At 69.9% G+C, this 21,337-nt stretch carries 24 protein-coding genes and 2 pseudogenes; 12 read left to right on the forward strand and 14 right to left on the reverse strand.

Translation table 11 applies throughout. The features are described 5' to 3' along the window. Positions 1-108 precede the first annotated feature (108 nt). Both HW837_RS01835 and HW837_RS01840 read left to right on the forward strand, forming a co-directional pair. A complete protein-coding gene (locus HW837_RS01835; protein WP_093791342.1) occupies positions 109-264 on the forward strand; it encodes a DUF6131 family protein in 156 nt (51 codons plus the stop codon). Positions 265-620: 356 nt separating this feature from the next. After that, a complete protein-coding gene (locus HW837_RS01840; RefSeq protein WP_093791340.1) occupies positions 621-2,336 on the forward strand; it encodes a SpoIIE family protein phosphatase in 1,716 nt (571 codons plus the stop codon). A 50-nt stretch (positions 2,337-2,386) separates the two neighbouring features. On the opposite strand, the gene HW837_RS01845 is transcribed toward HW837_RS01840, so the two are convergent. Next, a complete protein-coding gene (locus HW837_RS01845) occupies positions 2,387-3,070 on the reverse strand; it encodes a hypothetical protein (RefSeq protein WP_193379462.1) in 684 nt (227 codons plus the stop codon). A gap of 542 nt (positions 3,071-3,612) precedes the next feature. Here HW837_RS01845 and HW837_RS01850 point away from each other — a divergent pair. The 6 genes and pseudogenes from HW837_RS01850 (at position 3,613) to HW837_RS01870 (ending at position 6,475) form a co-directional block, all read left to right on the forward strand. Beyond that, a complete protein-coding gene (locus HW837_RS01850) occupies positions 3,613-3,915 on the forward strand; it encodes a hypothetical protein (RefSeq protein ID WP_193379561.1) in 303 nt (100 codons plus the stop codon). Positions 3,916-3,949: 34 nt separating this feature from the next. After that, positions 3,950-4,339: a hypothetical protein gene (locus tag HW837_RS49890; protein ID WP_319678000.1), complete on the forward strand. Its 390-nt coding sequence runs from the start codon at positions 3,950-3,952 to the stop codon at positions 4,337-4,339. Between the two features lie 63 nt (positions 4,340-4,402). Then, positions 4,403-5,065 (forward strand): DUF5994 family protein, encoded by a 663-nt coding sequence (locus HW837_RS01860; protein ID WP_143110764.1) that lies wholly within the window; start codon positions 4,403-4,405, stop codon positions 5,063-5,065. 303 nt (positions 5,066-5,368) lie between these two features. Then, a pseudogene (locus HW837_RS48335) lies at positions 5,369-5,509 on the forward strand (acyl-CoA desaturase); the annotation flags it as partial. 39 nt (positions 5,510-5,548) lie between these two features. Then, the gene (locus HW837_RS01865) at positions 5,549-5,956 is read left to right on the forward strand and encodes a DUF5994 family protein (RefSeq protein WP_371271706.1); all 408 of its coding nucleotides are present in this window, start codon (positions 5,549-5,551) and stop codon (positions 5,954-5,956) included. Positions 5,957-6,010: 54 nt separating this feature from the next. Continuing rightward, positions 6,011-6,475, forward strand: coding sequence for a DUF5994 family protein (locus HW837_RS01870; protein WP_045558798.1), 465 nt, complete (start codon positions 6,011-6,013; stop codon positions 6,473-6,475). A gap of 413 nt (positions 6,476-6,888) precedes the next feature. On the opposite strand, the gene HW837_RS01875 is transcribed toward HW837_RS01870, so the two are convergent. From HW837_RS01875 to HW837_RS01910, 8 genes are all read right to left on the reverse strand, one after another. Further along, positions 6,889-8,082 (reverse strand): HTTM domain-containing protein, encoded by a 1,194-nt coding sequence (locus tag HW837_RS01875; protein WP_193379461.1) that lies wholly within the window; start codon positions 8,080-8,082, stop codon positions 6,889-6,891. Next, a complete protein-coding gene (locus tag HW837_RS01880; RefSeq protein ID WP_237314176.1) occupies positions 8,072-8,764 on the reverse strand; it encodes a DUF5819 family protein in 693 nt (230 codons plus the stop codon). Before HW837_RS01880 ends, HW837_RS01875 begins: the two co-directional genes overlap by 11 nt. Positions 8,765-8,937: 173 nt before the next feature. Further along, entirely contained in the window at positions 8,938-10,323 is a 1,386-nt protein-coding gene (locus HW837_RS01885; RefSeq protein WP_193379460.1) for an ice-binding family protein, read from the reverse strand. A gap of 1,099 nt (positions 10,324-11,422) precedes the next feature. Then, positions 11,423-12,016, reverse strand: coding sequence for an alkaline shock response membrane anchor protein AmaP (gene amaP / locus HW837_RS01890; protein ID WP_193379459.1), 594 nt, complete (start codon positions 12,014-12,016; stop codon positions 11,423-11,425). Positions 12,017-12,026: 10 nt separating this feature from the next. Continuing rightward, positions 12,027-12,716 (reverse strand): DUF6286 domain-containing protein, encoded by a 690-nt coding sequence (locus HW837_RS01895; RefSeq protein WP_093791332.1) that lies wholly within the window; start codon positions 12,714-12,716, stop codon positions 12,027-12,029. Further along, positions 12,713-13,159 carry an Asp23/Gls24 family envelope stress response protein gene (locus tag HW837_RS01900; protein ID WP_045558793.1) on the reverse strand — a complete coding sequence of 149 codons (447 nt, stop codon included), beginning with the start codon at positions 13,157-13,159 and terminating at the stop codon, positions 12,713-12,715. Before HW837_RS01900 ends, HW837_RS01895 begins: the two co-directional genes overlap by 4 nt. After that, positions 13,156-13,383: a hypothetical protein gene (locus HW837_RS01905; protein ID WP_045558792.1), complete on the reverse strand. Its 228-nt coding sequence runs from the start codon at positions 13,381-13,383 to the stop codon at positions 13,156-13,158. The genes HW837_RS01900 and HW837_RS01905 overlap by 4 nt, the downstream gene beginning before the upstream one ends. Before the next feature lie 38 nt (positions 13,384-13,421). Continuing rightward, positions 13,422-13,853, reverse strand: a complete 432-nt coding sequence (locus HW837_RS01910; protein WP_193379458.1) for an Asp23/Gls24 family envelope stress response protein — start codon at positions 13,851-13,853, stop codon at positions 13,422-13,424. A gap of 103 nt (positions 13,854-13,956) precedes the next feature. Here HW837_RS01910 and HW837_RS01915 point away from each other — a divergent pair, with 103 nt between their 5' ends. From HW837_RS01915 to HW837_RS50235, 3 genes and pseudogenes are all read left to right on the forward strand, one after another. After that, on the forward strand, positions 13,957-14,787 hold the full coding sequence (locus HW837_RS01915) for a hypothetical protein (RefSeq protein ID WP_193379457.1): 831 nt from the start codon (positions 13,957-13,959) through the stop codon (positions 14,785-14,787). Positions 14,788-15,237: 450 nt separating this feature from the next. Beyond that, entirely contained in the window at positions 15,238-16,320 is a 1,083-nt protein-coding gene (locus tag HW837_RS01920; protein WP_193379456.1) for a fatty acid desaturase family protein, read from the forward strand. An 84-nt stretch (positions 16,321-16,404) separates the two neighbouring features. Beyond that, positions 16,405-16,497: pseudogene (locus tag HW837_RS50235) on the forward strand (phosphorothioated DNA-binding restriction endonuclease); the annotation flags it as partial. A 196-nt stretch (positions 16,498-16,693) separates the two neighbouring features. Here HW837_RS50235 and HW837_RS01925 read toward each other — a convergent pair. Continuing rightward, the gene (locus HW837_RS01925; protein WP_045558788.1) at positions 16,694-17,104 is read right to left on the reverse strand and encodes a PIN domain-containing protein; all 411 of its coding nucleotides are present in this window, start codon (positions 17,102-17,104) and stop codon (positions 16,694-16,696) included. Then, positions 17,101-17,322: a type II toxin-antitoxin system VapB family antitoxin gene (locus HW837_RS01930; RefSeq protein ID WP_177262056.1), complete on the reverse strand. Its 222-nt coding sequence runs from the start codon at positions 17,320-17,322 to the stop codon at positions 17,101-17,103. Before HW837_RS01930 ends, HW837_RS01925 begins: the two co-directional genes overlap by 4 nt. A 381-nt stretch (positions 17,323-17,703) precedes the next feature. Between HW837_RS01930 and HW837_RS48345 the strand changes: the two genes are divergently transcribed. After that, positions 17,704-17,907, forward strand: coding sequence for a hypothetical protein (locus tag HW837_RS48345; RefSeq protein WP_237269818.1), 204 nt, complete (start codon positions 17,704-17,706; stop codon positions 17,905-17,907). Between the two features lie 479 nt (positions 17,908-18,386). Here HW837_RS48345 and HW837_RS01940 read toward each other — a convergent pair whose 3' ends face one another. The 3 genes from HW837_RS01940 to HW837_RS01950 all read right to left on the reverse strand — a co-directional run bounded on the left by HW837_RS01940 (position 18,387) and on the right by HW837_RS01950 (position 21,191). Further along, a complete protein-coding gene (locus HW837_RS01940) occupies positions 18,387-18,683 on the reverse strand; it encodes a hypothetical protein (protein ID WP_193379455.1) in 297 nt (98 codons plus the stop codon). Between the two features lie 428 nt (positions 18,684-19,111). After that, positions 19,112-20,110, reverse strand: coding sequence for an RNA polymerase subunit sigma-70 (locus HW837_RS01945; RefSeq protein ID WP_045558787.1), 999 nt, complete (start codon positions 20,108-20,110; stop codon positions 19,112-19,114). A 514-nt stretch (positions 20,111-20,624) separates the two neighbouring features. Next, positions 20,625-21,191, reverse strand: coding sequence for a DM13 domain-containing protein (locus tag HW837_RS01950; protein WP_193379454.1), 567 nt, complete (start codon positions 21,189-21,191; stop codon positions 20,625-20,627). Positions 21,192-21,337 lie beyond the last annotated feature (146 nt).

Raw genomic sequence — 21,337 nt, forward strand, 5'->3', positions numbered from 1 at the left:
TTCGACCACAAGTGGCTGAGCTGCACAAACCCTAGGTGCACACCACAACGACGGCCTCAGTCCCCCAGAGAAGCCGGGAAACCGGAACTACTCCCCAGGAGAAACGCGATGATCATCCTGGGCATCATTCTGCTCGTCATCGGCTTCATCGCCGGCATATCCATCCTCTGGACCATCGGGATCGTCCTGATAGCCATCGGCGCGATCCTGTGGGTCCTCGGCGCGACGGGACACGCCGTCGCCGGACGACGCCACTACTGGTGACCGGCCAGGAACCGCACCGCCAAGGGCTTGCAGGGCTCGGGGCGGAGGCCCCGCCCCCAGCCGACGCACGGCCTTCCTGACAGGGCCGGGCGCCGCCGCGCCCGGTCCCGCACCGGCGCGTGTGCCGCCCGGACCGGCACCGCCCACGCCGGAGCAGGTCGTACGCCGAGGGCAGCCGTACGCCGCCGACCGGCTCGGCGACGACCTCTACCCGTACTCGTCGTACACCATGGGCCGGAGGCAAGGTCGCCGAGTTGATCGAGCCACGTCGGGGAACCGTCGATCGACCGGTGTGTCGGTCTGCCGATACCCCCGCGGTCTTCGGCGAGGGTTTCCATGACTGGAGGGGCGGCGTTGTGGAGGATGTGGGAGATGAGGGGCGGTGGTGGTCGCCGGCCGAGCCGGTTTTCTGGCGGCAGGTCGTCGAGCAGCTGGGTGCAGCTCTGATCGTGACGGATCCGGCCGGACGTGTCCTCGCGGCCAACCCGACAGCCGAGCGGCTACTGGGCCGCTCCGCTGCGGCGATGCGCGGAGAGGACGCACACGACCTGCTGCACCGGGACGCGGACGGCGGCACGATCCCCCGGGAGCGGTGCCCGCTGCTGCGGGCCGTGGCCGCGAGGGCCGAGGCACGCGGGGAGGGCGACATCTGTCTGCGCGGTGACGGTCGCCTGGTCGCGCTCTCCTGGTCCGCTTCTCCCCTGACGGTCGACGGCGCCTTCATGGGCATGGCCGTGCTGTTCACCGACACCGCCGGCGACCGCAGCGCGCGTCGGGAGCGTGCGGCCTATACACGTGCTCTGGAGGACCTCACCGAGCGGCTGACGCTGGTCGCGGAGATCACCGACGTGCTCGGTCAGACCCTGGAGACCGATGAGGCCCTCGCCCGGCTGGGCCGCCTGCTGGTTCCCCGCCTCGCCGACTGGGCGGCGGTGGACCTCCGGGTCGGTTCCGGCCAGGTCCACCGTGTCGCGGCGACGGGTCCCGCGGGCCGGGACGCCGCGCAGGAGGACTGGCGCGAGCGCCTTCCCGAGGCCGGAGAGGAGGACCAGTCCCCTCTGGTCCAGGTGCTGAACGGCGGTGATCCCGTCCTGCAGCGTGAGGCGGACGTGGCCGCACCGGCGGCCTCTGCCCTGGCCGCCGTCCACAGCCGCTTCCTGCGCGCCGCCGGCGCGGCGTCCTCCGTCACGGTGCCGCTGGGCTCCGGGCGGCAGGTCACCGGCGCTCTGACGCTGGTGCGCACGGACCCGGCACACCCCTTCGACGCCGACGACCTGACAGTGGTGAGCGACATCGGCCGTCGGGTCGGCCTGGTCATCGACAACGCCCGCCGCTTCGGCCGCCAGCGCGCCGTCGCCGAGGCCATGCAGCGCAACCTGCTCGCCCCGCTGCCGCAACCCGGCCGGCTGCGGCTGGCCGCCCGCTACCAGCCCGCTCCGGCCGGCTCCCAGGTCGGGGGCGACTGGTACGACGCGTTCGAGCGGAAGGACGGCACACTCGCGCTGGTCATCGGCGACGTCGTGGGCCACGACCTGACCGCGGCGGCCGGCATGGCGCAACTGCACGGCATCCTGCGCTCACTGGCCTGGGACCAGAGCGGCCCGCCCGGCGCCGTCGTCGACCGCCTCGACGACGCCATGCCCGCCATCACCACCGTGCCCATGGCCACCCTCGTCCTCGGCGTGCTCGAAGGCGACCCGCACACCGGTCCGTGGACGCTGCGGTGGACCAGCGCGGGGCATCCGCCGCCTCTCCTGCTGACGGGGGACGGACAGGCGCAGTACCTCGAAGCGGGACAGGGACTCCTCCTCGGCGCCCCTCCGGGCACCGGCGGCAGTCGGCCGAGCGCCGCGCAGTCCCTGCCGCCGGGTTCCACTCTCCTGCTCTACACCGACGGTCTGATCGAGATCCCGGGCAGTGACCTGGACACCGGCCTCGCCCGTCTGCGCCGCCACGCCCTCGACCTCGCCCACGAACCGCTGGACACCCTGTGCGACCAGCTGCCCGCTCGCATGCCGCCCGGCAGCACCGACGACGTTGCCCTCCTCGCCCTGCGCCTGCCGTCGCCGTGAGAGCGGTGAGAGGCGTCGACGCGGGACGTGGTGCTCAGGCTCTCAGGCGCTCAGGTCTCGAGGACCAGGACGCGGAACGGGCCGAGCGGGGCCGTCCGGGGTGTGTCGCCTTCGATGTACCGCCACCCCCAGGACCGCAGCGCCTCGACGGTCCTGTGGTCGGAGCGGTTCACCAGCGTGACGCCGACGGCGGCACCGTGGTCGGTGAGCAGCCGTTTCTGCAGGCGCCGGGCGAGGTTCCAGGCACGGTCCTGGTTCTGCCTGCGTACACGGGACGGGACGTGGATCCCGGAGATCACGAAGAGGCGTCCGGAGGCGGCGAGCCGGAGCAGCCGCCCCGGAAGGTAGCCGTCGAAGCCCTCCCACCAGGGACCGTCGCCGCGCACGGGGAAACCGTAGGCGCATCCCGTCAGCGCGGTGGTCTCGGCGACCAGCAACTCGAATCCCGGTCGCCGTACGTCGGCCGCCAGCCGCCGCAGGAAGTCGCCGCGGGCCTGGTTCCACGCCCAGGGGCCGCCGCCGGACGTCTCCGCGTACAGATCGCCCAGTTCCTGCAGATGGTCCTCGATCTGACGCCGGGACAGCGGACGGACACGTTGCCCCTCTCGGGGCGAGGAGCCTCGTTCCGGCCTTGACGAACTGGGCTTCCCCGTACCCGTACCGTGCCGGTCCGGGCCGGCGGGCCGCCCAAGGAGCACCGTGGTCGTCGGCGGAACCGGCACGTTCACGATCATGAGGCAAGCCCTGCCCCGGGCACGGGCGGATCCGGCCCGGCGTCGTCGGTCGCCGAGAGCGGCATCGGTGTCGGAGCCGGTGTGCGACATGCCCTCGGTGTCTTCAACCGTACTCCCGGGGCCGCGCCCCCCTTGTGGACCGACGGTGGCCTGGAACGCCGAGGTGGGTACGGCGGTGTGTCCGCTCTCCGTCGGACGGGGGCACGCGGGAGTACGGTGGACGTACCGAGGGCATGTCGCACACCGGCTTCCGCGCCGGTCTCGTCCTCGGCGAGACACTTCACCGGACACCCCGCGCAGCGCGGCGGTTTCCGGAGACAGGTCAGCACGATGGCCTCGGCCTTCGACACGTTCCCCGCCGCCGACGCGTGGCCAGAGCCCGACCCGTGCAGGGCCGTACTGCTGCTCTTCACCACCAGCACCACCGGCACCACGGGTACCACCGGCACCACTGCGCCACGGACTTCACGCTCCCGTGGAACGGCGGGTCCGCTTCTCCCGAGCGCGTCTCGCGTTCGACTATCCGTCAGGCCGTGACCGCCATGGACATCGTCCTCACCATCGCCGCGTTCCTCGTGCTCATCGCCGGCGGAGCGTACGTGATCCACCGGCTCAACTCCGCACACGGCGAGAGGATCGCCTCGCACTCCTACAGCCGCTTCCTTCCCGGCCGCCCGGCCTCCGCCGACCGCGCCGCCGACAACACCGCGCCGCCCCCACCGGACTCCGGCCCGTCCGCCGCGCACGAGCGTCGTGACCATCGTGACGGCGGCCGGGGACGCTTCCGACCGCGCCGCCACCGGGACCGGACCACGCACAACAAGCCGAATCTCGCAGGGCGTTGAGGCCGAGATGCCCCACAGGACAGAGGTCACATCCATGCACGCATCGCCCCGCCACAGCCACGGCACCGGCACCGGCACCGGCACCGGCAGCACACACGGCACGGGGGGAGATCCGCCGGCGTACGAGACCGCGCACAGTGACACCCCCGTGGGCGGAGACGGCGATCCCCCCGTAGGCGGACTCGCGGAGGTCCGCATCATCGCCGCCGGCCCCGACATCGCCCAACGGGTGGCGCAGCTGCTGCGCCGGCACTTCCGCTGCGACGAGCCACGCAGCTACCCCGCGGGCCCCGAGGGGCGCGACACCCTGCTCCATCTCACCGTCGACACCGGGCACGTCGCCGATGCGCCCTCCGCCGAGTCGCCCTGGCTGACCACCAGCCACACCCAGGCACGGCGCGCCCACACCGACGAGCCGGGCTGACCCCCGGCCCCACCGCACCACCGGCCGTCGTACGACGGCCGCCCGAGGACAGGAACCGTGACCATGAACCCGCCCACCGGCCCAGGCCCCCCGCCCAGGGCCGACGACCGCGCCCCGGCCCGCCCGCAACGCACCTCACCGCTCCCTGCCCGGCTCGCCCTGCGCCCACCGACCTTCCCGCCCGGTCCGGTGTGCGGCGCCTGGTGGCCCCGTACCGACGACCTGATGACCGAACTGCCCGCGCTCACCGCGGCGTTCGACGCAACGCGAGGACGCGTGTCGCGCATGGCGTCCCACCGCCACACCTGGCCGGCTGCGCCCTGCGACCTGCCGGTGACCGGGCACACGGTGAAGGCCGCGTGGTTCGCGGCCGGTTTCGACCCGCACATGATCCGGCTCTTCTCGTACGGCGTCGGACGCTGGGACCTGCTCGTCGTCCCGCCCCGGACCGATACCGCCACGGCCGCGCGGCTCATGGCCGCGGCGGCCGACCCCGCGCTCCACCTCACCGCGAGCGAGCTCCTGGCAGCCGAGCGGCGACTCCACGCCGAGGACGAGGCCGACCGCGAGCCGGGGCGGACGGAGCACTGGGAAGACGAGGGCGGAGCGCTGAGACGCCCCTCGGCCTCACGCTCTCTCCCTCCCGCAACTGTTACGGTCCGTGACCCCCTTTTCACTTCCGCCAGGTACGCTGAAGGGACAGGAGGGCACGACGCACACCGGTGACGGACCGGCTTTCACCCGCGGCGCACCACGACACCGGACGGTTCGTCGCCCGGACAGGTTCCGCGTCATCGCAGCCTTTGCCGCCCGCCCGCGACACAGATGTCGTGGCACCGCGTATCCGCAGGCGACCGGCACGCAGATGCAGCCGGAACGCCACCCCACCCACCAGCGACGCAGGAGAGCGTGGCCTCACCTGACACCCGCCCCTCCACGTCACCACGGCAGCCGAGCACCGGCCGCGCCTCCCCCGGCTTCTCGTCCCGGCCTGGTGGGAGGAATCCCCTTCACCGAGGCCGAGGAACCCCGTCATGCCGTGCCCGGCACGGCGTCGACCGGGGCCAGATCGACCCCTCGGCCGCCGCCAACCGTCTCCTCGAACGCCTGGGCTGGGTGCACGACGTGCGCCGGCCCACGTCGGACCGGCTCGCCGCCCGTCGCACCTGACCCGAACCAACCGCTCCACAACCCGTCGAAGGAAACACCGTGATCACCACAGCGCCACCCTCACCGCCCTCACCGCCCACCCGCCCTCTCCTCCGCCTGCGCCTCGCGCCCCACAGCGCGCTGTCACGTCGCCTCGACGGAGTGTGGTGGCCACATTCCTACGACCTCCTGGCAGAGCTTCCGCAACTGCTCGCCGCACTGCCGCGCGCCTGGGGGCACATCTCCGGAGTCACGGTGAACGGAGCGGCCTGGTCCGCGGCTCCTGGCCGGATGCTTGTCGCCAACCAGGTCGTACGGCTACGGAAGACGGTCGCGGCGCCCGCCCCGGACACCGTTGTCCTGCTCGCCCCCGGCCACGGCCGCTGGGACCTGCTGGTCGTGCCGCCCGGCACCACCGAGGAGGCAGCCGAGCCGATCATTGCCGCCGCGCTCAGCGACCGCGCCTGACCCGGCAGGAGTAGCGTGGACGCGAGGAGGGCCCCGAACAGGCAGGTGAGCACGATGCCCGATCCCGACTCTGCGCCTCCGGCAGGAGTTCTGGCGGACGGTGTGCACGAATCCATGCGTCCCGGAACAGCACTCCTGCGGCTCACCACCACTCACGAACGCCGGAGCATCCTCGACGGTGCGTGGTGGCCCCGTTCCAGGAATCTCGCCGCCGAACTGCCCGGCCTGGTCAGCGCACTGACCGAGCGCCTCGGGCCGATCACACGGGTCGGCCTGGACTCCGCGGCCTGGGACGAGATACCGACACGGATGACCGTCGACGACCGTGTGGTGCACATCGACGTCTTCTCCGTGGGCGACAACACGGCGCTCGTGACCCGAGGGGACCAGGACCACTTCTCCCTGCTCGTGGTCCCACCGGACACGCCCCCCGAGGCGGCCCGGGCCGCGATGACCGAAGCGGTCCGATCCGGCAACCCCAAGCAGGCCGAGCAGATCCTGATCGACACCAGCCTTTGACTCACTCAGATGCGGCACCATCCGGGGGGAGCCCGCCCCCACGACCGGGGGCGACGACATGGCCGCGTCCGGACCACAGGGCTGCGGCGCCATGACCGGCAAGGTGGCCTTGTCCTGCCTACACACGTCGGCAAGACCCGGTCATCGGCGCTCGCCTGACACCCGCCGGCAGCTTCTACTGGACGTTTTCTCCGGATGCGCGTGAGCGAAGGCCCACGCGGGAAGGTCCCCGCCGCACGCAGCGCACCTGGAGGTCCTGCTCTCACGTCCCAGCCGCCGGGCCGGCCCCGGTTTCATCCTCCGCTTGATTCCGAGATTCTCGTCACCCGTTCCATCGCGAAGGCCCAGGTCGTAGGCCCGGGCCTTCTGCCGTGCTCTGCGATCACTCGCCGCGTGCCAGAACGGTGACTGAGTCAGCCGTTCTTCGGTGGGGCCTCGGGGGACAAGGGCTCGGGCACGAGCGTGGCGTCGTTCCGTCTCGTGGGGAGGACGACTCGACGCTTCGAGCCGATCGCGCCGCCGGGCCCACCTTGCGCAGGCACGGCTCCGGATCCTGCCGCTCGTCCGGGGGCCGGACGCCGGCTGTCCGTCCGCCGGATCACGTGTCGGCAGAGGCGGGGCAGGAAGGTGTAGAAGCGGTCGGGAAGGAACACGGCGTCCGCGACGATCATCGCGCCGGAGAAGAGAGGCAGCCCCATGAGCACCGCGATGCCGATGTGCATGCCCAACAGCATGGCGAGAACGGGGTACTTGAGCCTGCCGAAGAGCACGAACGGGAAGGCCACCTGCAGGAGCACGGTCAGGTAGCCGCCGATCGCGACCACGAGCGTGCGCTCGTCCACGAAGTGGGAGAGCGCGGGCCAGGGCCGGAAGAGTTCGAGGTTCAGGACGTAGTGGAGTGCGGTGCCACCGCTCCAGGAAGGTCCCTGGACCTTGTACAGACCGGCTGATCCGTAGAGGAAGCAGACCTGTGCCGCGATGACGAACATGCCGCAGTTGTGCACCACCGTGACCAAGGTGGTGCGGGCATCGCGGGGTTGCCTCGCGAAGGGGCTCCTCGACCGTTCCGGCGTGTTGCCCGCACGAACCGTCTTCAGCCTGTTTCTGCGTGCGTCCAGGGACCAGCGCCGGCCGCAGGCAGTGAGGACGAGGTAGAGAGACATCAGCAGGACCAGGTTGTCGCCCCCGTCCGTCATGAAGATCGCCCTGGCATGGAACGAGGTCACCACGACGGCGAAGAGGACGGACAGGACGCGGGTCCGCCAGCCCAGCATGAACAGTGTGGCCGTGACGAGGGCCAGCACATAGCAGAGCTCGAAGTAGGTACGGCTGTCGGACAGGGTCAGGATGCTGAACCAGCCCGTCTGCTCGAAGAGTTGGCGCGCCAAGGCGGGCGTCCACGCGGAGCCGGGGCCCCAGATCTCGGCACGGTGCGGGAACTCGCGTAGCAGAAGGAGCAGGTAGAGCAGCCCGTAGCCGATGCGCAGCACCGACGCGGCGTACAGGGACACCGGGCGGCCGGTCAGCAGGCCCCCTGCCGCGTTGATCCGGGCGGCGATCCACCGGGCGGCGTCGGCGGACGCGGTCCTCTGCGCCTCAGTTTCCATGGCGGGGCACCTTCCACCAGGGCAGGAGCCGGTTCTCGACCGGTGTCGGCGGGCGCTTGCCGGCGGCGGGGCCGGGCGCGCCGATGGGCAGGGTGAGCACGCGGAGCTGAATGAAGTCGAAGGTGGTGCTGTTGTGGGCGGCGACGCGGTCGGCGGCGATGTTGGTCAGGTACTTCCGCATCATCAGGGCGCGGTCCGTGTGTGCCCTGTCGTCTCCTCCGTGTGTGTCCACGTAGCCGGTCCAGGCGCGGCGCAGCATGTTCTGAGCCGTGTGGCTCGGGAACGGCTGATGTTCGACCGCGGAACTGTCCACGGCGGTCAGGTCGAACCAGGGACTCACCTGAACCGATCCGTCGGAGCCGGTGTGCGCGGTTCTCGCCAGAATCCGCCGGTTGCTGGATTCGGGGTCCGGAGCGAAGAGCCGCCAGTTCTGTTCGAAGAAGGGGTACACCCATGCGTGGATCAGCGGGCCGTATCGCTTGGAGACGGTATTGGCCGGTGCCACGTGAAGGAACACGAAAATCACGTGGACGACGCTCGTCGCCAAGCACAGGACCACGGCGGCGCGCAGTCCGGATTTCACCAGCGCCCGGGCACCCCTCCGCGACTTGCGCGGTGCGGCCGTGGCGTCAGGACATTCCTGCCTGGCCGGACCGGAGTCGGACTGCTGGATTTCCTCCACGTCCACTGAGTCGATTCCGCTCGACACCGCCTACCTGTCTTTCTTTCTGACTTTCTCTATCAGCTGCTCGCGCCCCGGCTTTTCGCTGACTGCCACCGACGGCGCGCGGCGGACTCGATATGAATTCCGCCGTGCGCCGTCATTCGGTGAAGGGACTGACCGCAGTGCGATGCCTAGCTCTCGTAGCCCTTGGGCACCTCGTCGTAGCCGTAGTTCTCGTCGGGCTTGGCATGGTCGGGCTTGCCGTGGTGGACGTGCTGCCCGTGGCCGGGCTTGCCGTCGTGGCCCGGTCCTCCGGGGTTGCCGTCGTGGCCCGGTCCTCCGGGGTTGCCGTCGTGGCCCGGTCCTCCGGGGTTGCCGTCGTCGTGGGGCCGACCCGGCGCGTCGTCGTGCCCGCCGCCGTTACCGCCGGAGGTGTTCCCGGCCGTGTTGCCCACGGTGCTCCCGGAAGTGGAGTTCCCAGCGGTGTTCCCGGCGGTGTTCCCGGACGTGTTGCCCGCGGAGTTCCCGGCGGTGTTGCCCTCAGTGTTCCCGGACGTGGTGCCTGCGACGTTGCCCGAGGTTGCACCGGGCGAGAGGATGGGCCCTCCCAAGAGGCCACCGCTGACGAGGCCACCGTTGACGAGGCCCCCACCGGTGATGCCGGTGGTGGTGCCGGTCGTCGTGCCGGTCGTCGTGCCGGTCGTCGTGCCGGTCGTCGTGCCGGTCGTCGTGCCGGTCGTCGTGCCGGTCGTCGTGCCGGTGGTGGTGGTGCCGGTCCCGCAGGTCGGCCGGGTGATCGTGTTGGTGATCATCGACACGATCCCGGACTCAGCCACAGCGCCGGCCAGTACCCGACCCTCGACCACGGCCCTGTTCTCCATGGTGATCGAGGTGTGGGCCATGAAGGTGCCCACGGAGAAGGAGTCGCTGCCGAAGCTGGCGGAACTTCCGATCTGCCAGAAGACATTGCATGCGTTGGCGCCGCCGGTGAATTCCATTCGGCTGCCGGATGCCAGCGTCAGTCCGGAGGGGACCTGGAACACCCAGACAGCGTCGGGGCCGCCGTTCAGCGTGAGAACACCGGAGTTCGTGACCACACCAGGAACGAAGTTGTACAGGCCCGGACCCAGCCCCGTCGGGCCACCCGCGCCACTGAGCTCCGAGTTGAGGGTGCCATCGACGGGGCCCCGGGCTGCGGCGACGCCGTACGCGTTCTGCAGCGCGGCATGGGCGGAGTTGGCCGGCCCGTCTGCCACGTGAACGGTTCCGTTGATCACATTGGCACACGGCGGAGACGCGGGGATCCCAGGCGGTGGCGGGTTACAGAACCCGGTGATCGAAGTCCCTGGTGACACCCCAACGTCGCCGCTGAGCAGGGAAGAACCGGTATTGGTGACCGCCTCGCCGCCCAACACCGCGAAGCTCTCAGCAGCACCAAGGGGAACGGGGGTTGTGATGGCATTTGCATGCGTCGGCACCATTACCACTGCGGTAGCAGCGATCAACACCGTGACGACCGACGCGATCCAGGCGGGCATTGCGCGCCGCCGATACGCACCAGAGATGTTCTGCGTCATCGAGGGGATTACTCCTCTAGGGAGGTAGAGTGAATGTTTTGCTGTCCTTGTCGAGTTTCCGCGCGGAACCACTCTCCTCCGGCAAGCGCCGCAGGTTTCACGGCCGGCCGACGGCACCCGAGAAAGAGAGTTGCTTCAGATTAACGGGCGAGGAACCATGGAGAGCGCCAAAGCGCGACGCATTCGAGTGCCTTCGACGGACACAGTCACACCCGAATCGGAATATCACATAAAGCTAAGGGCGTGACGCCACACAATCCATATAAAGCGGAAGCCGCAGGCCGGAACCATAATGAATTTCGGAAGGGCGGGTTCGATCCGGCTGGATCCTGCGACTCGGTCATTGGTTGTTCCGCATGCCGGGAGAGCGGGTGCGAATGGACGGAGAAAGTCGCATCCTCCGACGGACCACGGCACACAGCCCCGGCCCCAGCCCCCACGGCGGGTGCCCCCACGCAGCGGAGGCAGCGGTCGCTCGACGGACGTGATCTGCCTCGGCGTCGGTGGGGCGCTGGGGCCGGACTGCGTGCGACAACGTCGCCCCGAGCGAGGCGTGATGTCGGCTAGCAGACGCTGCTGAAGGTGGCAGGCGAGGCCCTGGTCGCCCTTGTGGGTGAGGCACGGTCTCGGTGATCGCGAAGCCGTGACCGGACGTCGGAAGCAGGAATCCGCACGGTCGTCCAGGAGCGGCCGTGGGGAAGGCCGCGATGTGTTCACTGGGGCACGGGAACCACGAAACCCCGGATGCCCGAAATGTGCACCAGGCATAGCATGGAAGCGGGTCGGCACACTCTCACGTGCGACCGGCCCGGAAGGGCGACCCCGGTGTGTATACGCCGGGGTCGTTGGCGCACGGCCGACGCGGCCACGCCGTAGCACGGCGTGATCTGTTCGTTCCGCCGATATCGTCGCCCCAAGCCCCTTGTGGTGAACGGAATCTGGCGGCGACATGCTGCCCGGGGCGTCATCGGCTCGTCGGGCCGGTCGGCGATGCGAGCCTGTGCCGGGCGACGGTGGCTTCCGCATTGCCAGGACGTCGGGTCAAAAGCCCCGGACGCCTCGCAGCCGGTACCCCCGCGGGGCATCGGCCCAGGGGATCTCAGACAGCGCGTCGGGCGCGGTGGCGGGCTTCCCGGAGCCGTACCTTCGACGGGAGGCGGTCCAGGCCGGCCGAGTCTCGTGCGTGTGCGAGCGTTTCCCGGCTCAGTCGCCCCAGAGTCCGCGCTGGATCGGCGTGAGGTTCCAGCAGCAGCCGTACGCGTGCGGTGGGAGCGGTACGTCGGCCCGCCAGCCGTACATGAGCCCGTGAGACCCCGTCCAGGGCTTGCGCCTCTTCCTCGATGACGTGCTCCAGCGTGCGGCCGTCGAGCCGGGCCGCCGGGCCGTCTTCGATGTCGACGAGGACCTGGCCCAGGCGGTGTCTGCGTTGCGCGAGGAGCCACCACAGCAGCAGGACCAGCAGCACGGCGAGCACCGCGATGACGGTCGGCCACCACCAGCCTTCCTCCCGCCACCGGGTGCGCCCCTCGGCGCCCAGCACCACATCGCCCGGCCCGCGGAAGGGCCACCAGCCCGGCACGTCGAAATGCCAGCGACGCTGCAGATCCAGGCCACCCAGCAGTACGCCGCCGCCCAGGGCGAACAGTCCGAGGCCGAGCAGCCCCAGCAGTACCCGGTTCACTGTCTTGAGCATCAAGATCGCCTCAGTCCTTCTTGGGGCGCCGGACGCGCACGGTCAGCGTGGGTCGCCGGGCGAGACGCAAGGACGTCACGGTTTCCCCCAGCGTGGCGTCCAGGTCGGTGCGGACCTCCTCAAGATCGCGGAAATGTGCCCGTGCCAGGGCTTTGACCTTGCGGCGGCCGACAGCGACCCGTGCCGACTGGACACCGGGGACCTGCATGGCCCGGTCGCGCAGAACCAGGGCTGCCGCACGGCGGTCGAGCCCGGCGCGGACCTCCTCTGTCCCGGGGGCACCGGTGGGCTTCCGCATGGGCAGCAGCCTGCGCAGACCCGGCGTCACCGCCAGCAGGAAGAGCCACAGGCCAAGGGCCATCGCGACAGCGGCCCCGACGATCATCCAGGTGTCGTCCAGCGGCCGTGTGGCCAGCTCCTCGGCGAGCCGCCGCCGCCAGCGCATCGCACTTCGGCCCGCCCGCACCGAGACCACGTCGTACAGGAGCAGTCCGGTGGCCGCGGCGGACAGCAGCGCCACCAGGGCCGCGGGAATCCGCCGTGCCGACCAGAAACGGCGCGCCGACCGGCGTGATCCGTCTCCCGCCTCCGTCGCATCCGCGCCCGGCCCCGGAGGGTTATCGGCGGACGGCACCGCCGGGCCGGGGTCGGAGGAAGGGGCGCTGTCGCCGGTCGGCCGCCGCCAGGTGTGCGCGCTCATCTCACCCTCTTCTGGTCCGTGTGCCGCGTGTGCACCGAGTGCAGCCTCTCGACCGACACCACGAGGTCGGACACCTCCATGCCGGCCCATGTGCTGAGCCGTTCGGTGACCTCCCGGCGCACCGCGGCGCACTGCGCCCCGATGTCGGACGGATAGCCGAGGTCGACGGTGATGCGCACCCGCGCCTCGCCGAGCACCGCCTGCCGTACGGCGGCGGGTTCGGCGTCTCGTCCCTCGGTGTTCCGCTCCGGTGCCCGCCGCACGGATGTATTCACGTGGGGCGGCCGGCGGCCGGGTGGTACGTGGCCGGTCGACTCGGTGAACCGGGTCAGCGCCTCGCGCGCCGCCCGGGAAGCGATCTTCGCGACGACCCGGTCGGCGACGGTGATCGCGCCGCGCTCCCCGCGGGGGACGCCCGGACGCCGATCTGCTTCACCGGTCACTGCCGCCAGTCTCCCCGAGTGCGTCGCCGGTCGTCGCGGATCCGCTCCTGCCGGTCCCGGCGGCGGACGAAGTCGCCCGGTTCGAGATCACCTTCCATGAACCGCCCGACCACGAGACCGAGGACACCCAGCCCCAGCACCAGCACGAAAGCCCAGAAGTCGCCGAAATACGCGGCGAAACCCAGCGCCATTCCGGCCATCAAGCCCACCACGGCCCTGCTCATCACGTGCTCCCTCGCTCAAGCGGGCTGCTCCGCCCCGGCTACCGGATCCGCTGCCGCTCTTCCTCTTCGTCCTCCTCGTCCGGCAGCTTCACGTCGCTGACCATGAGGTTGACTTCCACGACCTCCCGACCCGCCATCCGCTCCACCGCGGAGATCACGTTCTCCCGCACCGCACCGGCCACGTCCGTGATCGAGACGCCGTAGTCGACGACGACCTCCAGATCGATGGCCGCTTGCAGCTCTCCGACCTCGACACTGACCCCGCGCGTGACGGATTTGCCGCTGTCGGAGCCAGGCATGCGCTCCCGCATGGATCCCATCGAGCGCGCGAATCCGCTGCCCAGGGCGTGGACGCCGGGCACGTCCCGTGCCGCCATTCCGGCGATCTTCTCCACCACCACGTCGGCGATGGCCGTCCGGCCGCGCGAACCGGGCGCATGGCCCTGCCTTACGCCGGTGTTCTCGGTCATCGGGATTCCTCCCTCTGAGGCGCACACAGCACTCACCGGTACGATTAAAGTCATTCTAGTGTATTTAGACCTAATTTGAGCCGCGGAGGAGGGTGAGGGGACGGTGGCAGTCGAGGCGTGGACGCAGGCAGTACGGCATCAGCTCGCCCTGGGCAGACTGCTCCCGCTCGGCGGGCCCGACGACGGGACATGGATCACCGAGCAAGCGGCCGTCCGGGACCTCGGGCGCGCGGCCGACGAAATTCCCGGTGTCCGGCTGGAGACCCTGCGCATCGGGTCGGCACCGCACGAGCCCGCGTCCGAGCCGGCTGTCCGTCCGCCGGCCAGCGCGCTTCCGCCCGGCCCGCTCAGGATCGAAGCCACCTTCGCGGCATCACTCGGGGAGCCACTGCCTCACACCGCCGACCAGTTGAGGAGCGCACTGCTCAACTGGGCCTCTGAACGGCTCGGCCTGGTCACCGTGACAGCCGACCTGCGGGTGACGGATCTCCTTGAGGGTCCGGAGACAGTCGAGAAGTCGCGGACCACAGCGGAGCCCATGAGGCCGGCGCCGAAAGCCGCAGCCGCAGCCGCAGCCGCAGCCGCACGAAGCTCACCCCCGGTGACCGGAACAGGATCCATGCAGGGGCCCGTCGGGGAGCTCGCGGACGTCGTGACGGGCGTTCCGGGCGTCGCCCGCCTCACCGCCGTGCCGGGTAGCCGCCCGGTCAAGGTGGAGGACCATGACGATCCACCCGGTCGGCACGTCGAGATCCACCTCGCGGTCGCCCCCGGACACCATCCATTGGTGGTCGCCCGCGCCGTCCGGGACGCCGTAGCCGACGCAGTCATCACCAGCACCGCCGGCACCACGGGCTCGGTCACCGTCGCCGTCCTCGTCACAGAAACCGCGGCCTGGCCGCCCAGGCGTCCAGGGCCGTCGGCGCCGAGGTGACGGGTGCCTCGATCACGAATGGCGTCAGCCGCGGTGGGCCCAGCTCACCCCGCTCCACCCGGCTGGGACACGACTCGTACGGAGCCGCACGGACCCGTACGGAGCCGCACGGACCCGTACGGACCCGTACGGACCCGTACGGTCACCGCGCTGAGCGCCCCTCAGCGCTCAGCCGGACGCACATCACCGGCCGGCGTCGTGCCATGAAGGCGCCCACATCTCTCGCTGCAGAAGCCCTGCCCCGTCACGGTGTAAGACCTGCCCGGCAGGGCACTCGCAGCCAGACAGGAGGTTTGCACGGCCGCCGACTGACGAAGCAAACATCGTCCTCGCTCCGCGGTCGCGCGATGCGCTTCCCGCTGCGGAGGAAGCGCATACCCAGCTGCGGCCCGGTCTCAGCGGCTCCCCAGGCGGCGCCGAGCCACTGCCTCCTTCGGAGAGAGTCTCATCATGAGCAGCAATACGACGGTTCGCCCCCTCCTTCTCCCGAAGACATCGGGCAGCGACTTCGCCCGATTGTCGCGAAAGATCGCTGATGCCGGCCTGATGGGGCGCCGTCCCGGCTATTACGCACTGCGGATCGCGGGGGTGGCCGCGCTCTACGTCGGTGGGTGGGGCGCCGTCGCACTCGTCGGCGACAGTTGGTGGACCCTGGCGGTCGCCGCCTTTCTGGCCGTGGTCTTCGGCCAGGTTGCCCTACTCGCCCATGACGCGGCCCACCGTCAGGTGTTCCGCCGACGCCGGGCCAGCGAAGCATCAGGGCGGATCGCCGGCGCCGGCGTCGGGATGGGCTACGGCTGGTGGCAGGACAAGCACACCCGCCATCACGCCAACCCCAACCACGAGGAACTCGACCCCGACCTCGACCCCGACCTGCTGGTCTGGTCCCAGGATCAGGCCCGGGCCGCCAAGGGGCTACCCCGTCTGATCGGCCGCTGGCAGGCGTTCCTGTTCTTTCCGCTCCTCACCCTGGAGGGGTTCAACCTGCACGTGTCGAGCGTGAAGGCGCTGGCCAACCGCTCGCTCAAACACCGAACTCTCGACGGCACCCTGCTGTTCACGCACTTCGCGCTCTACCTGACCGTCCTGCTGTGGCTGATGCCGCCCGGCATGGCGATCGCCTTCCTCGCCGTCCACCAGGGCCTGTTCGGCATCTACTTGGGCTCCCTCTTCGCGCCCAACCACAAGGGCATGCCGATCCTGACAGGCGAGGACCGCCCGGACTTCCTGCGCCGCCAAGTGCTCACCTCACGCAACGTGCGCGGCGGCCTGTTCACCGACATCGCACTGGGCGGGCTGAACCATCAGATCGAGCACCACCTGTTCCCCAGCATGCCCAGCCCCAACCTGCGCAAGGCCCGGACCGTCGTGCGGCGCCACTGCCAGGAACTGGGTCTGGACTACGTGGAGACCGGGCTGCTCACCTCCTACCGCCTGGCCCTCGCCAGTCTCCATCAGGCCGGAGCACCGCTCCGGCGCGCCCACGTCCCGGCCCAGGAACGTGCGGCAGCCATCGGCGGCGGTGACGTGTAGCGGGACGGCACACACCCGCCCCGTCGAGAGCGGTAGGGAGCGACGGGCGTGGCGACGTCTCACCACAGCCTGGGACACGGCCGGCCCGGCAGTCCTGGAACCGGGCTCCGAGAGCTTCGGGAAGCGGGTGCCGCCGGACGGCTCGCACCCGAACCGGGATCGGCGCTGCGACGCGACCGCCAACCGAGACGGATGGCGTTTGCGGGCGCCGCAGCACTATTGGTTGCCCAACTCCTGCCGAGAAGACAGGACTTCAACGAGTGCGCCGCAGTGGACACGGACGGACCCGGCGGCACCGAGGTGATACTCCGCCATCTCCGGTATGACGACGTGGGCCGCCGCCCTCGCCTGGCGCAGGCTCGGCGGAAATCTTTCAGGCGATGTCGTGGACGTTGTGCTCGGTCAGGTCGGATGCGTGCCGGGCGACGGCACGGTAGTCGGCATCGTCGTGGAGGACAGTCAGGCCATGGTGAGCCGCGGTGGCAGCGATGACGAGGTCGACCGCTGAGGCGCTGCGATGTTCCCCGGCCCTGGCCATGCGGTGCTGCACCGCACCGATCCAGCGCCCCGCGATCTTCGGCACCGACACATCTGGGTAGAGGTCGGTGAACATCTCCATGATCTCGTCGTACTCGCGACCGTTCCGTGCGCTGTGAAGAAACTCGGCGCGTTGCACGTAGCAGGATGCGATGGCCCCGGCATCGATTGCGTCGTACCAGGCCGATTGCAGTTTGGGATCACGGAGCAGCCGCACCAGGCCGGACGTGTCGAGCAAGTAGATCACCGGCTGCGCTTCTCCGCCTCGTGCAGGCGCTCGGCGTCCTCCACGGCACCCCACTCACGCGCACGCTCGAAGTGGCGACTGATGCGCGCCGCACGCTCCTGCTGCTCGGCGTAGAAGCGCAGAGCGAGATTGACCGCCTCTTTCTTGGTCCTGACCTTTGACAGGGCCATGGCGCGCTCCAGGGCGTCGTCGTCGATGTCGATCTGGGTCACTGACATCCGGCACCTTCCGCTTACATGTTGGTGATGTACATAGAAAAATACGTTACCAACATTCGTAGGTCCACGTCCGCATGTCGAATCCAGGTATGTGCAGTGGCAACGGACACTCCAGATCATCCTGCGAGACGCCGCGGTTCGGTCGGCGCAAGCGTCACCCGCCCGCATCGCCCGACCGCTCGCGGTGCCCGTGCCCACAGTGTGCCCGTAAGAGCGGAAAGCCTCGGTCACCAGCGGTGCGATGTGACCCGCACGACCACCTCAGCAACAAGCATCTGCGCACGTCAGAGCCATACGGGCCACCCAAGCGCCGTCGCTTCCCAAGCTGATGACTCGGCTGCAGGGCATCTGAGTCCATAGAGTCACCTGGGAGGAGGGGAGATGTCGTCTCTAGCGATCACATGGACGTTGGGCAGTCACGGCTGGGCGAGCGTCAAAGTTGCTGATGAGCTTGGGGAGGCAGAGGCCCTTGCTTCCTACATCACTGACGCGCCCGAGGAGTTCCTATACGCCGTTGCCCGGCTCGTCCTCGGTGACGAGGACACACGCGCCGAGTTCGAAGGAGAGCCACAGGTGTACCGGTGATTCTTCCACAGAGATGGATCCGACGTTGATGCCCGCCTGGTCAGGGCCGACGACGCCCAAGCTCCGGACAGCTCAGGGGTAGTTCTCTGGTCAGGCCGCCACACCGTCACGGCACTCGCACGGTCCGCCGTCCGTGCCTTCGACCTGATCGACTACGAGCAGGGCGTAGAAGCCTACGAGTCCCAATGGGGCCGGCCGTTTCCCCGAACCGAACTCGAAGCTCTGCGAACCGCAATGCGGTCGCACAAGAGAGCCACAGCAACCAACGGCACCGCCTCTCAGGCGGGCCGATGAGCGGAAGTCTGGGCCGTCCCTAGGCCGTCCGAGGCCGCTCAACAGTGACCCATGACGACCAACGACGACCACCAGGCGCCCGATACCACCGCCCCTGACCAGCAAAGACGCAGCTCACCAAGATCCCCGCAAGACCCAGGGCAAGAAGAAGCAGTGCGCCGAGCGGTCAGCGCCTGTCGTTTGGGTCAGGCCGTGTGACGCTGGCGAGTGCGGACCCAGCGGACACCCTTCACGGCGTACACGGCAGCCATGAGCACGAAGCCGGCGCAGGTGAGCCAGAACCAGGATTCCGCGACTGCGAGACTCAGCACAAAGCCGCCGAAAAGCAGCAGGGAGGCGACGACGTCCAGCAGGTCGAGGCAAGCTTCGAAGCGCACCGCCGAGTCGGACCCGCGGAGTCGGCGGAGGACGGGAACGAGGCCGAGGGCTTGCAAGACGGCCAGGCCGAGAGCGAGCCAGACGAACCAGCCGGGTATGTCCACGGCGCGCACTGTATCGCGCCCTCCGGAACCCTGAGTGTCTAACCGCGTGACGACGCCGACGAACAACGGCGGACAAGCTCGGACGTCAGCGGACCATCAGCGCAGGTGAGGGGTGCACCAGCCCAAGGCCGAGCGCCCACCCGAGTTGCTTCGGGACGAAGCGGTCGCTCCATTAAGGTGCGCGGCATGACCGACGACGCCGCGGCCTGTCCCGAGTGCAGCCAGCCACGGGACGCGGCCGCCCCCCGACCCACAAGCTAATGTCCGACCCGCTCCGGGCAGGGGAACCCGCGCCCGCGCGGGGAGAGGTTGCGCTGTTCGGCAGACGCACCCCGGGGCCCGCTGGAAATCAGAAGTCTTCGGCATGCCGCTCGACGCACCAGATCCAGCGGGGAACAGCGGGGAACCTCGGTGAAAGCAATCGAGGACTACTCCGTGCCGTCGGCCGGCAGGTGCTCCGGCAGCCCGAGCCGTGGGAACCGGTCGTCGTGGAACGTGACGATCTCGGTGATCGCCCCGCCGGTGATGCGCAGGACGTCGATCGTCAGCGGCAGGTACGCGCCCTCCTGCTGCTGCCAGAGGTAGAAGGCGAGGGCGGGCTGCCGGTTCACGGTGGTCTGGACGGCGCGCAGGCCCTTCATGCCCTCGAAGCCGCTGTCGACCATGTAGTTCACCACCGTGTCGCGGCCGACGTACAGCCCCGGCGTGGGCGGCATCGAGAAACGGACGTCGTCGCGCAGCATCGAGGCGAGCGCCTTGACGTCCGTAGCCACGCTGGCCTCGGTGTAGCGGCGCACCAGCTCACGCGTCCCGGCATCCTCCTCGCCGCCGGTCCAGTCCTGCCGCTCGGCGGGCAGGTGCTCCCGCATGCCGGCGCGGGCCCGCTGCAGGGCGCTGTTCACGGAGTTGACCGAGTCCCCCAGGGTCTCGGCAACGTCCTTCGCCGGCCAGTCGAGCACATCCCGCAGGATCAACACGGCCCGCGGGCGCGGCGCGAGGTGCTGGACCGCGACCAGGTAGGCCAGCTCGATCGTCTCCCGCGCGACGGCGACGGCCTCCGGCTCGTCCGCGTCGCCCGCGGGCAACTCGTCGAGCAGCCGGTCCGGGTAGGGCTGCAGCCACAGCACCTCTCCGCCGGTTGCGGGCTCCGGGCGGCGCTTGGCGAGCAGATCCAGGCAGACGTTGGTGGCGATCCGGTACAACCAGGCCCGGAACGTCGACCGTCCCTCGAAGGTCTCCCGCCGCCGCCAGGCACGCATGAACGTCTCCTGCACGGTGTCCTCGGCGTCCTCGAACGACCCGAGCATCCGGTAGCAGTGCACGTGCAGCTCCCGCCGGTGTCGCTCCGCAAGTCCCGAGAACGCCGGCTCGTCGACCTCGCCCAGACCGCTCACGCCCGTCTCCTCCAGCCGCGTGTCCGCATCCATCACGTCATCCTTCCGTCTCATCGTGTCCCGACGCAGATATGACGGGGGCGGGCGCGAAAACTCATCACCACGGTCGATCGCCACGCCTGAGTACGGCCTCGGTCCTGGTGGGCTCCCCTGATCGGCTGTCGCACCGGTTCCCCGGAGTGCCCGGCCTGCTGGTGACCTTCCGTGAGTGTCCTGGTGGCCGAGAGTGTCCGCGACGACGGATGCGGACAGTTCGGGGAGTTGCCGGCGGAGGGCGGCGGCGATCGGGATTCCGGCCTGGTTCAGGAGCGCGGACAGGTGGTTGGGGCCGAGGGGCTGGCCGAGGCGGCGTACTGGGAAGAGCCGGCGGGACGCCGGGTCGGTGGCGTTGTTCATTCGGTCAGAAGTCTGCCCAGGGCGGCGGACGTTCGTCTTCTCTCGGTGCGGGCCGACGGACGATTTTCATCGCTGGGACGGCCAGGGAACCGTCCCCACCCGAGGCCATGCTCAAGTCGGCGGGTCCACGTCGTGCGATGAGTGGGAACCGTCAGGCGTCGGCCAGTTCGGCGGCGCCGAAGGAGACGTCGAAGCGGTCGCACCAGATGCTGACACTGCTGTAGCGGGACAGGTCGACGTTCTCGGGCACGGCGTAGTTCTGGCTGCCCTTGTTGCCCTTGAGCTTGCCGAGGCTGACGTGTGCGCCATCGTCGAAGACGTGCCAGCCGGCCCGCCCCTCCTTCACCGGTGCGTCGGTCAGCCACACGCGCAGATCGGGGCCGTTGCTGGTGTCGAGGTCCTCCAGCCGTACCACGTGCGCGCCGTCGGCCAGCCGTACGAGCTTCACACTGCCCGAGGTCGTGTGCTCGTGGCTGATCAGATCGCCACTCGCCAGCGTCACGGGTGCGGAGACCGGTGCCGACGGGGAGGGTGACGACTGCGTGTCAGGGGTCGCAGCCGGGGTTCCGGTGGGCTCCGCGACGGCGGGCAGGGACTCCGTCACCGTCTCGTCCTGCCAGAGCTTCCACGGCTGGAACCAGTACAGGCCGACGCCCACCCCCGCGACCACAGCCACCAACACCCCTACGGCCAAAGGCCCCAACCGCCCGCGCCCCATGTCGTCCCTCTTCCCGCTCCGTGAGCCCTGTCGTCCCCGTCCATTCAACGCAGGGGACAGCCCTTCGGGTGGGGACGGCCGATGACGAAATCCTTACGTCCGGCTCGGCCTCGCACACTCTTACGGAAGCGTGACGTGCCGGGCGT

The organism is Streptomyces caniscabiei (assembly GCF_014930365.1).
Lineage (GTDB): Bacteria > Actinomycetota > Actinomycetes > Streptomycetales > Streptomycetaceae > Streptomyces > Streptomyces caniscabiei.

Bases quoted from the DNA above. Each gene is read 5' to 3' on its own strand.
- HW837_RS48345 (WP_237269818.1), top strand. From the start codon at position 17,704: ATGTCGTCTCTAGCGATCACATGGACGTTGGGCAGTCACGGCTGGGCG.
- HW837_RS01860 (WP_143110764.1), top strand. From the start codon at position 4,403: ATGAACCCGCCCACCGGCCCAGGCCCCCCGCCCAGGGCCGACGACCGC.
- HW837_RS01870 (WP_045558798.1), top strand. From the start codon at position 6,011: ATGCCCGATCCCGACTCTGCGCCTCCGGCAGGAGTTCTGGCGGACGGT.
- HW837_RS01930 (WP_177262056.1), bottom strand. From the start codon at position 17,322: ATGTCAGTGACCCAGATCGACATCGACGACGACGCCCTGGAGCGCGCC.
- HW837_RS01950 (WP_193379454.1), bottom strand. From the start codon at position 21,191: ATGGGGCGCGGGCGGTTGGGGCCTTTGGCCGTAGGGGTGTTGGTGGCT.
- HW837_RS01885 (WP_193379460.1), bottom strand. From the start codon at position 10,323: ATGACGCAGAACATCTCTGGTGCGTATCGGCGGCGCGCAATGCCCGCC.
- HW837_RS49890 (WP_319678000.1), top strand. From the start codon at position 3,950: ATGCACGCATCGCCCCGCCACAGCCACGGCACCGGCACCGGCACCGGC.
- amaP (WP_193379459.1), bottom strand. From the start codon at position 12,016: ATGCTCAAGACAGTGAACCGGGTACTGCTGGGGCTGCTCGGCCTCGGA.
- HW837_RS01945 (WP_045558787.1), bottom strand. From the start codon at position 20,110: ATGGATGCGGACACGCGGCTGGAGGAGACGGGCGTGAGCGGTCTGGGC.
- HW837_RS01895 (WP_093791332.1), bottom strand. From the start codon at position 12,716: ATGAGCGCGCACACCTGGCGGCGGCCGACCGGCGACAGCGCCCCTTCC.
- HW837_RS01905 (WP_045558792.1), bottom strand. From the start codon at position 13,383: ATGAGCAGGGCCGTGGTGGGCTTGATGGCCGGAATGGCGCTGGGTTTC.
- HW837_RS01835 (WP_093791342.1), top strand. From the start codon at position 109: ATGATCATCCTGGGCATCATTCTGCTCGTCATCGGCTTCATCGCCGGC.
- HW837_RS01920 (WP_193379456.1), top strand. From the start codon at position 15,238: ATGAGCAGCAATACGACGGTTCGCCCCCTCCTTCTCCCGAAGACATCG.
- HW837_RS01875 (WP_193379461.1), bottom strand. From the start codon at position 8,082: ATGGAAACTGAGGCGCAGAGGACCGCGTCCGCCGACGCCGCCCGGTGG.
- HW837_RS01845 (WP_193379462.1), bottom strand. From the start codon at position 3,070: ATGATCGTGAACGTGCCGGTTCCGCCGACGACCACGGTGCTCCTTGGG.
- HW837_RS01850 (WP_193379561.1), top strand. From the start codon at position 3,613: ATGGACATCGTCCTCACCATCGCCGCGTTCCTCGTGCTCATCGCCGGC.
- HW837_RS01910 (WP_193379458.1), bottom strand. From the start codon at position 13,853: ATGACCGAGAACACCGGCGTAAGGCAGGGCCATGCGCCCGGTTCGCGC.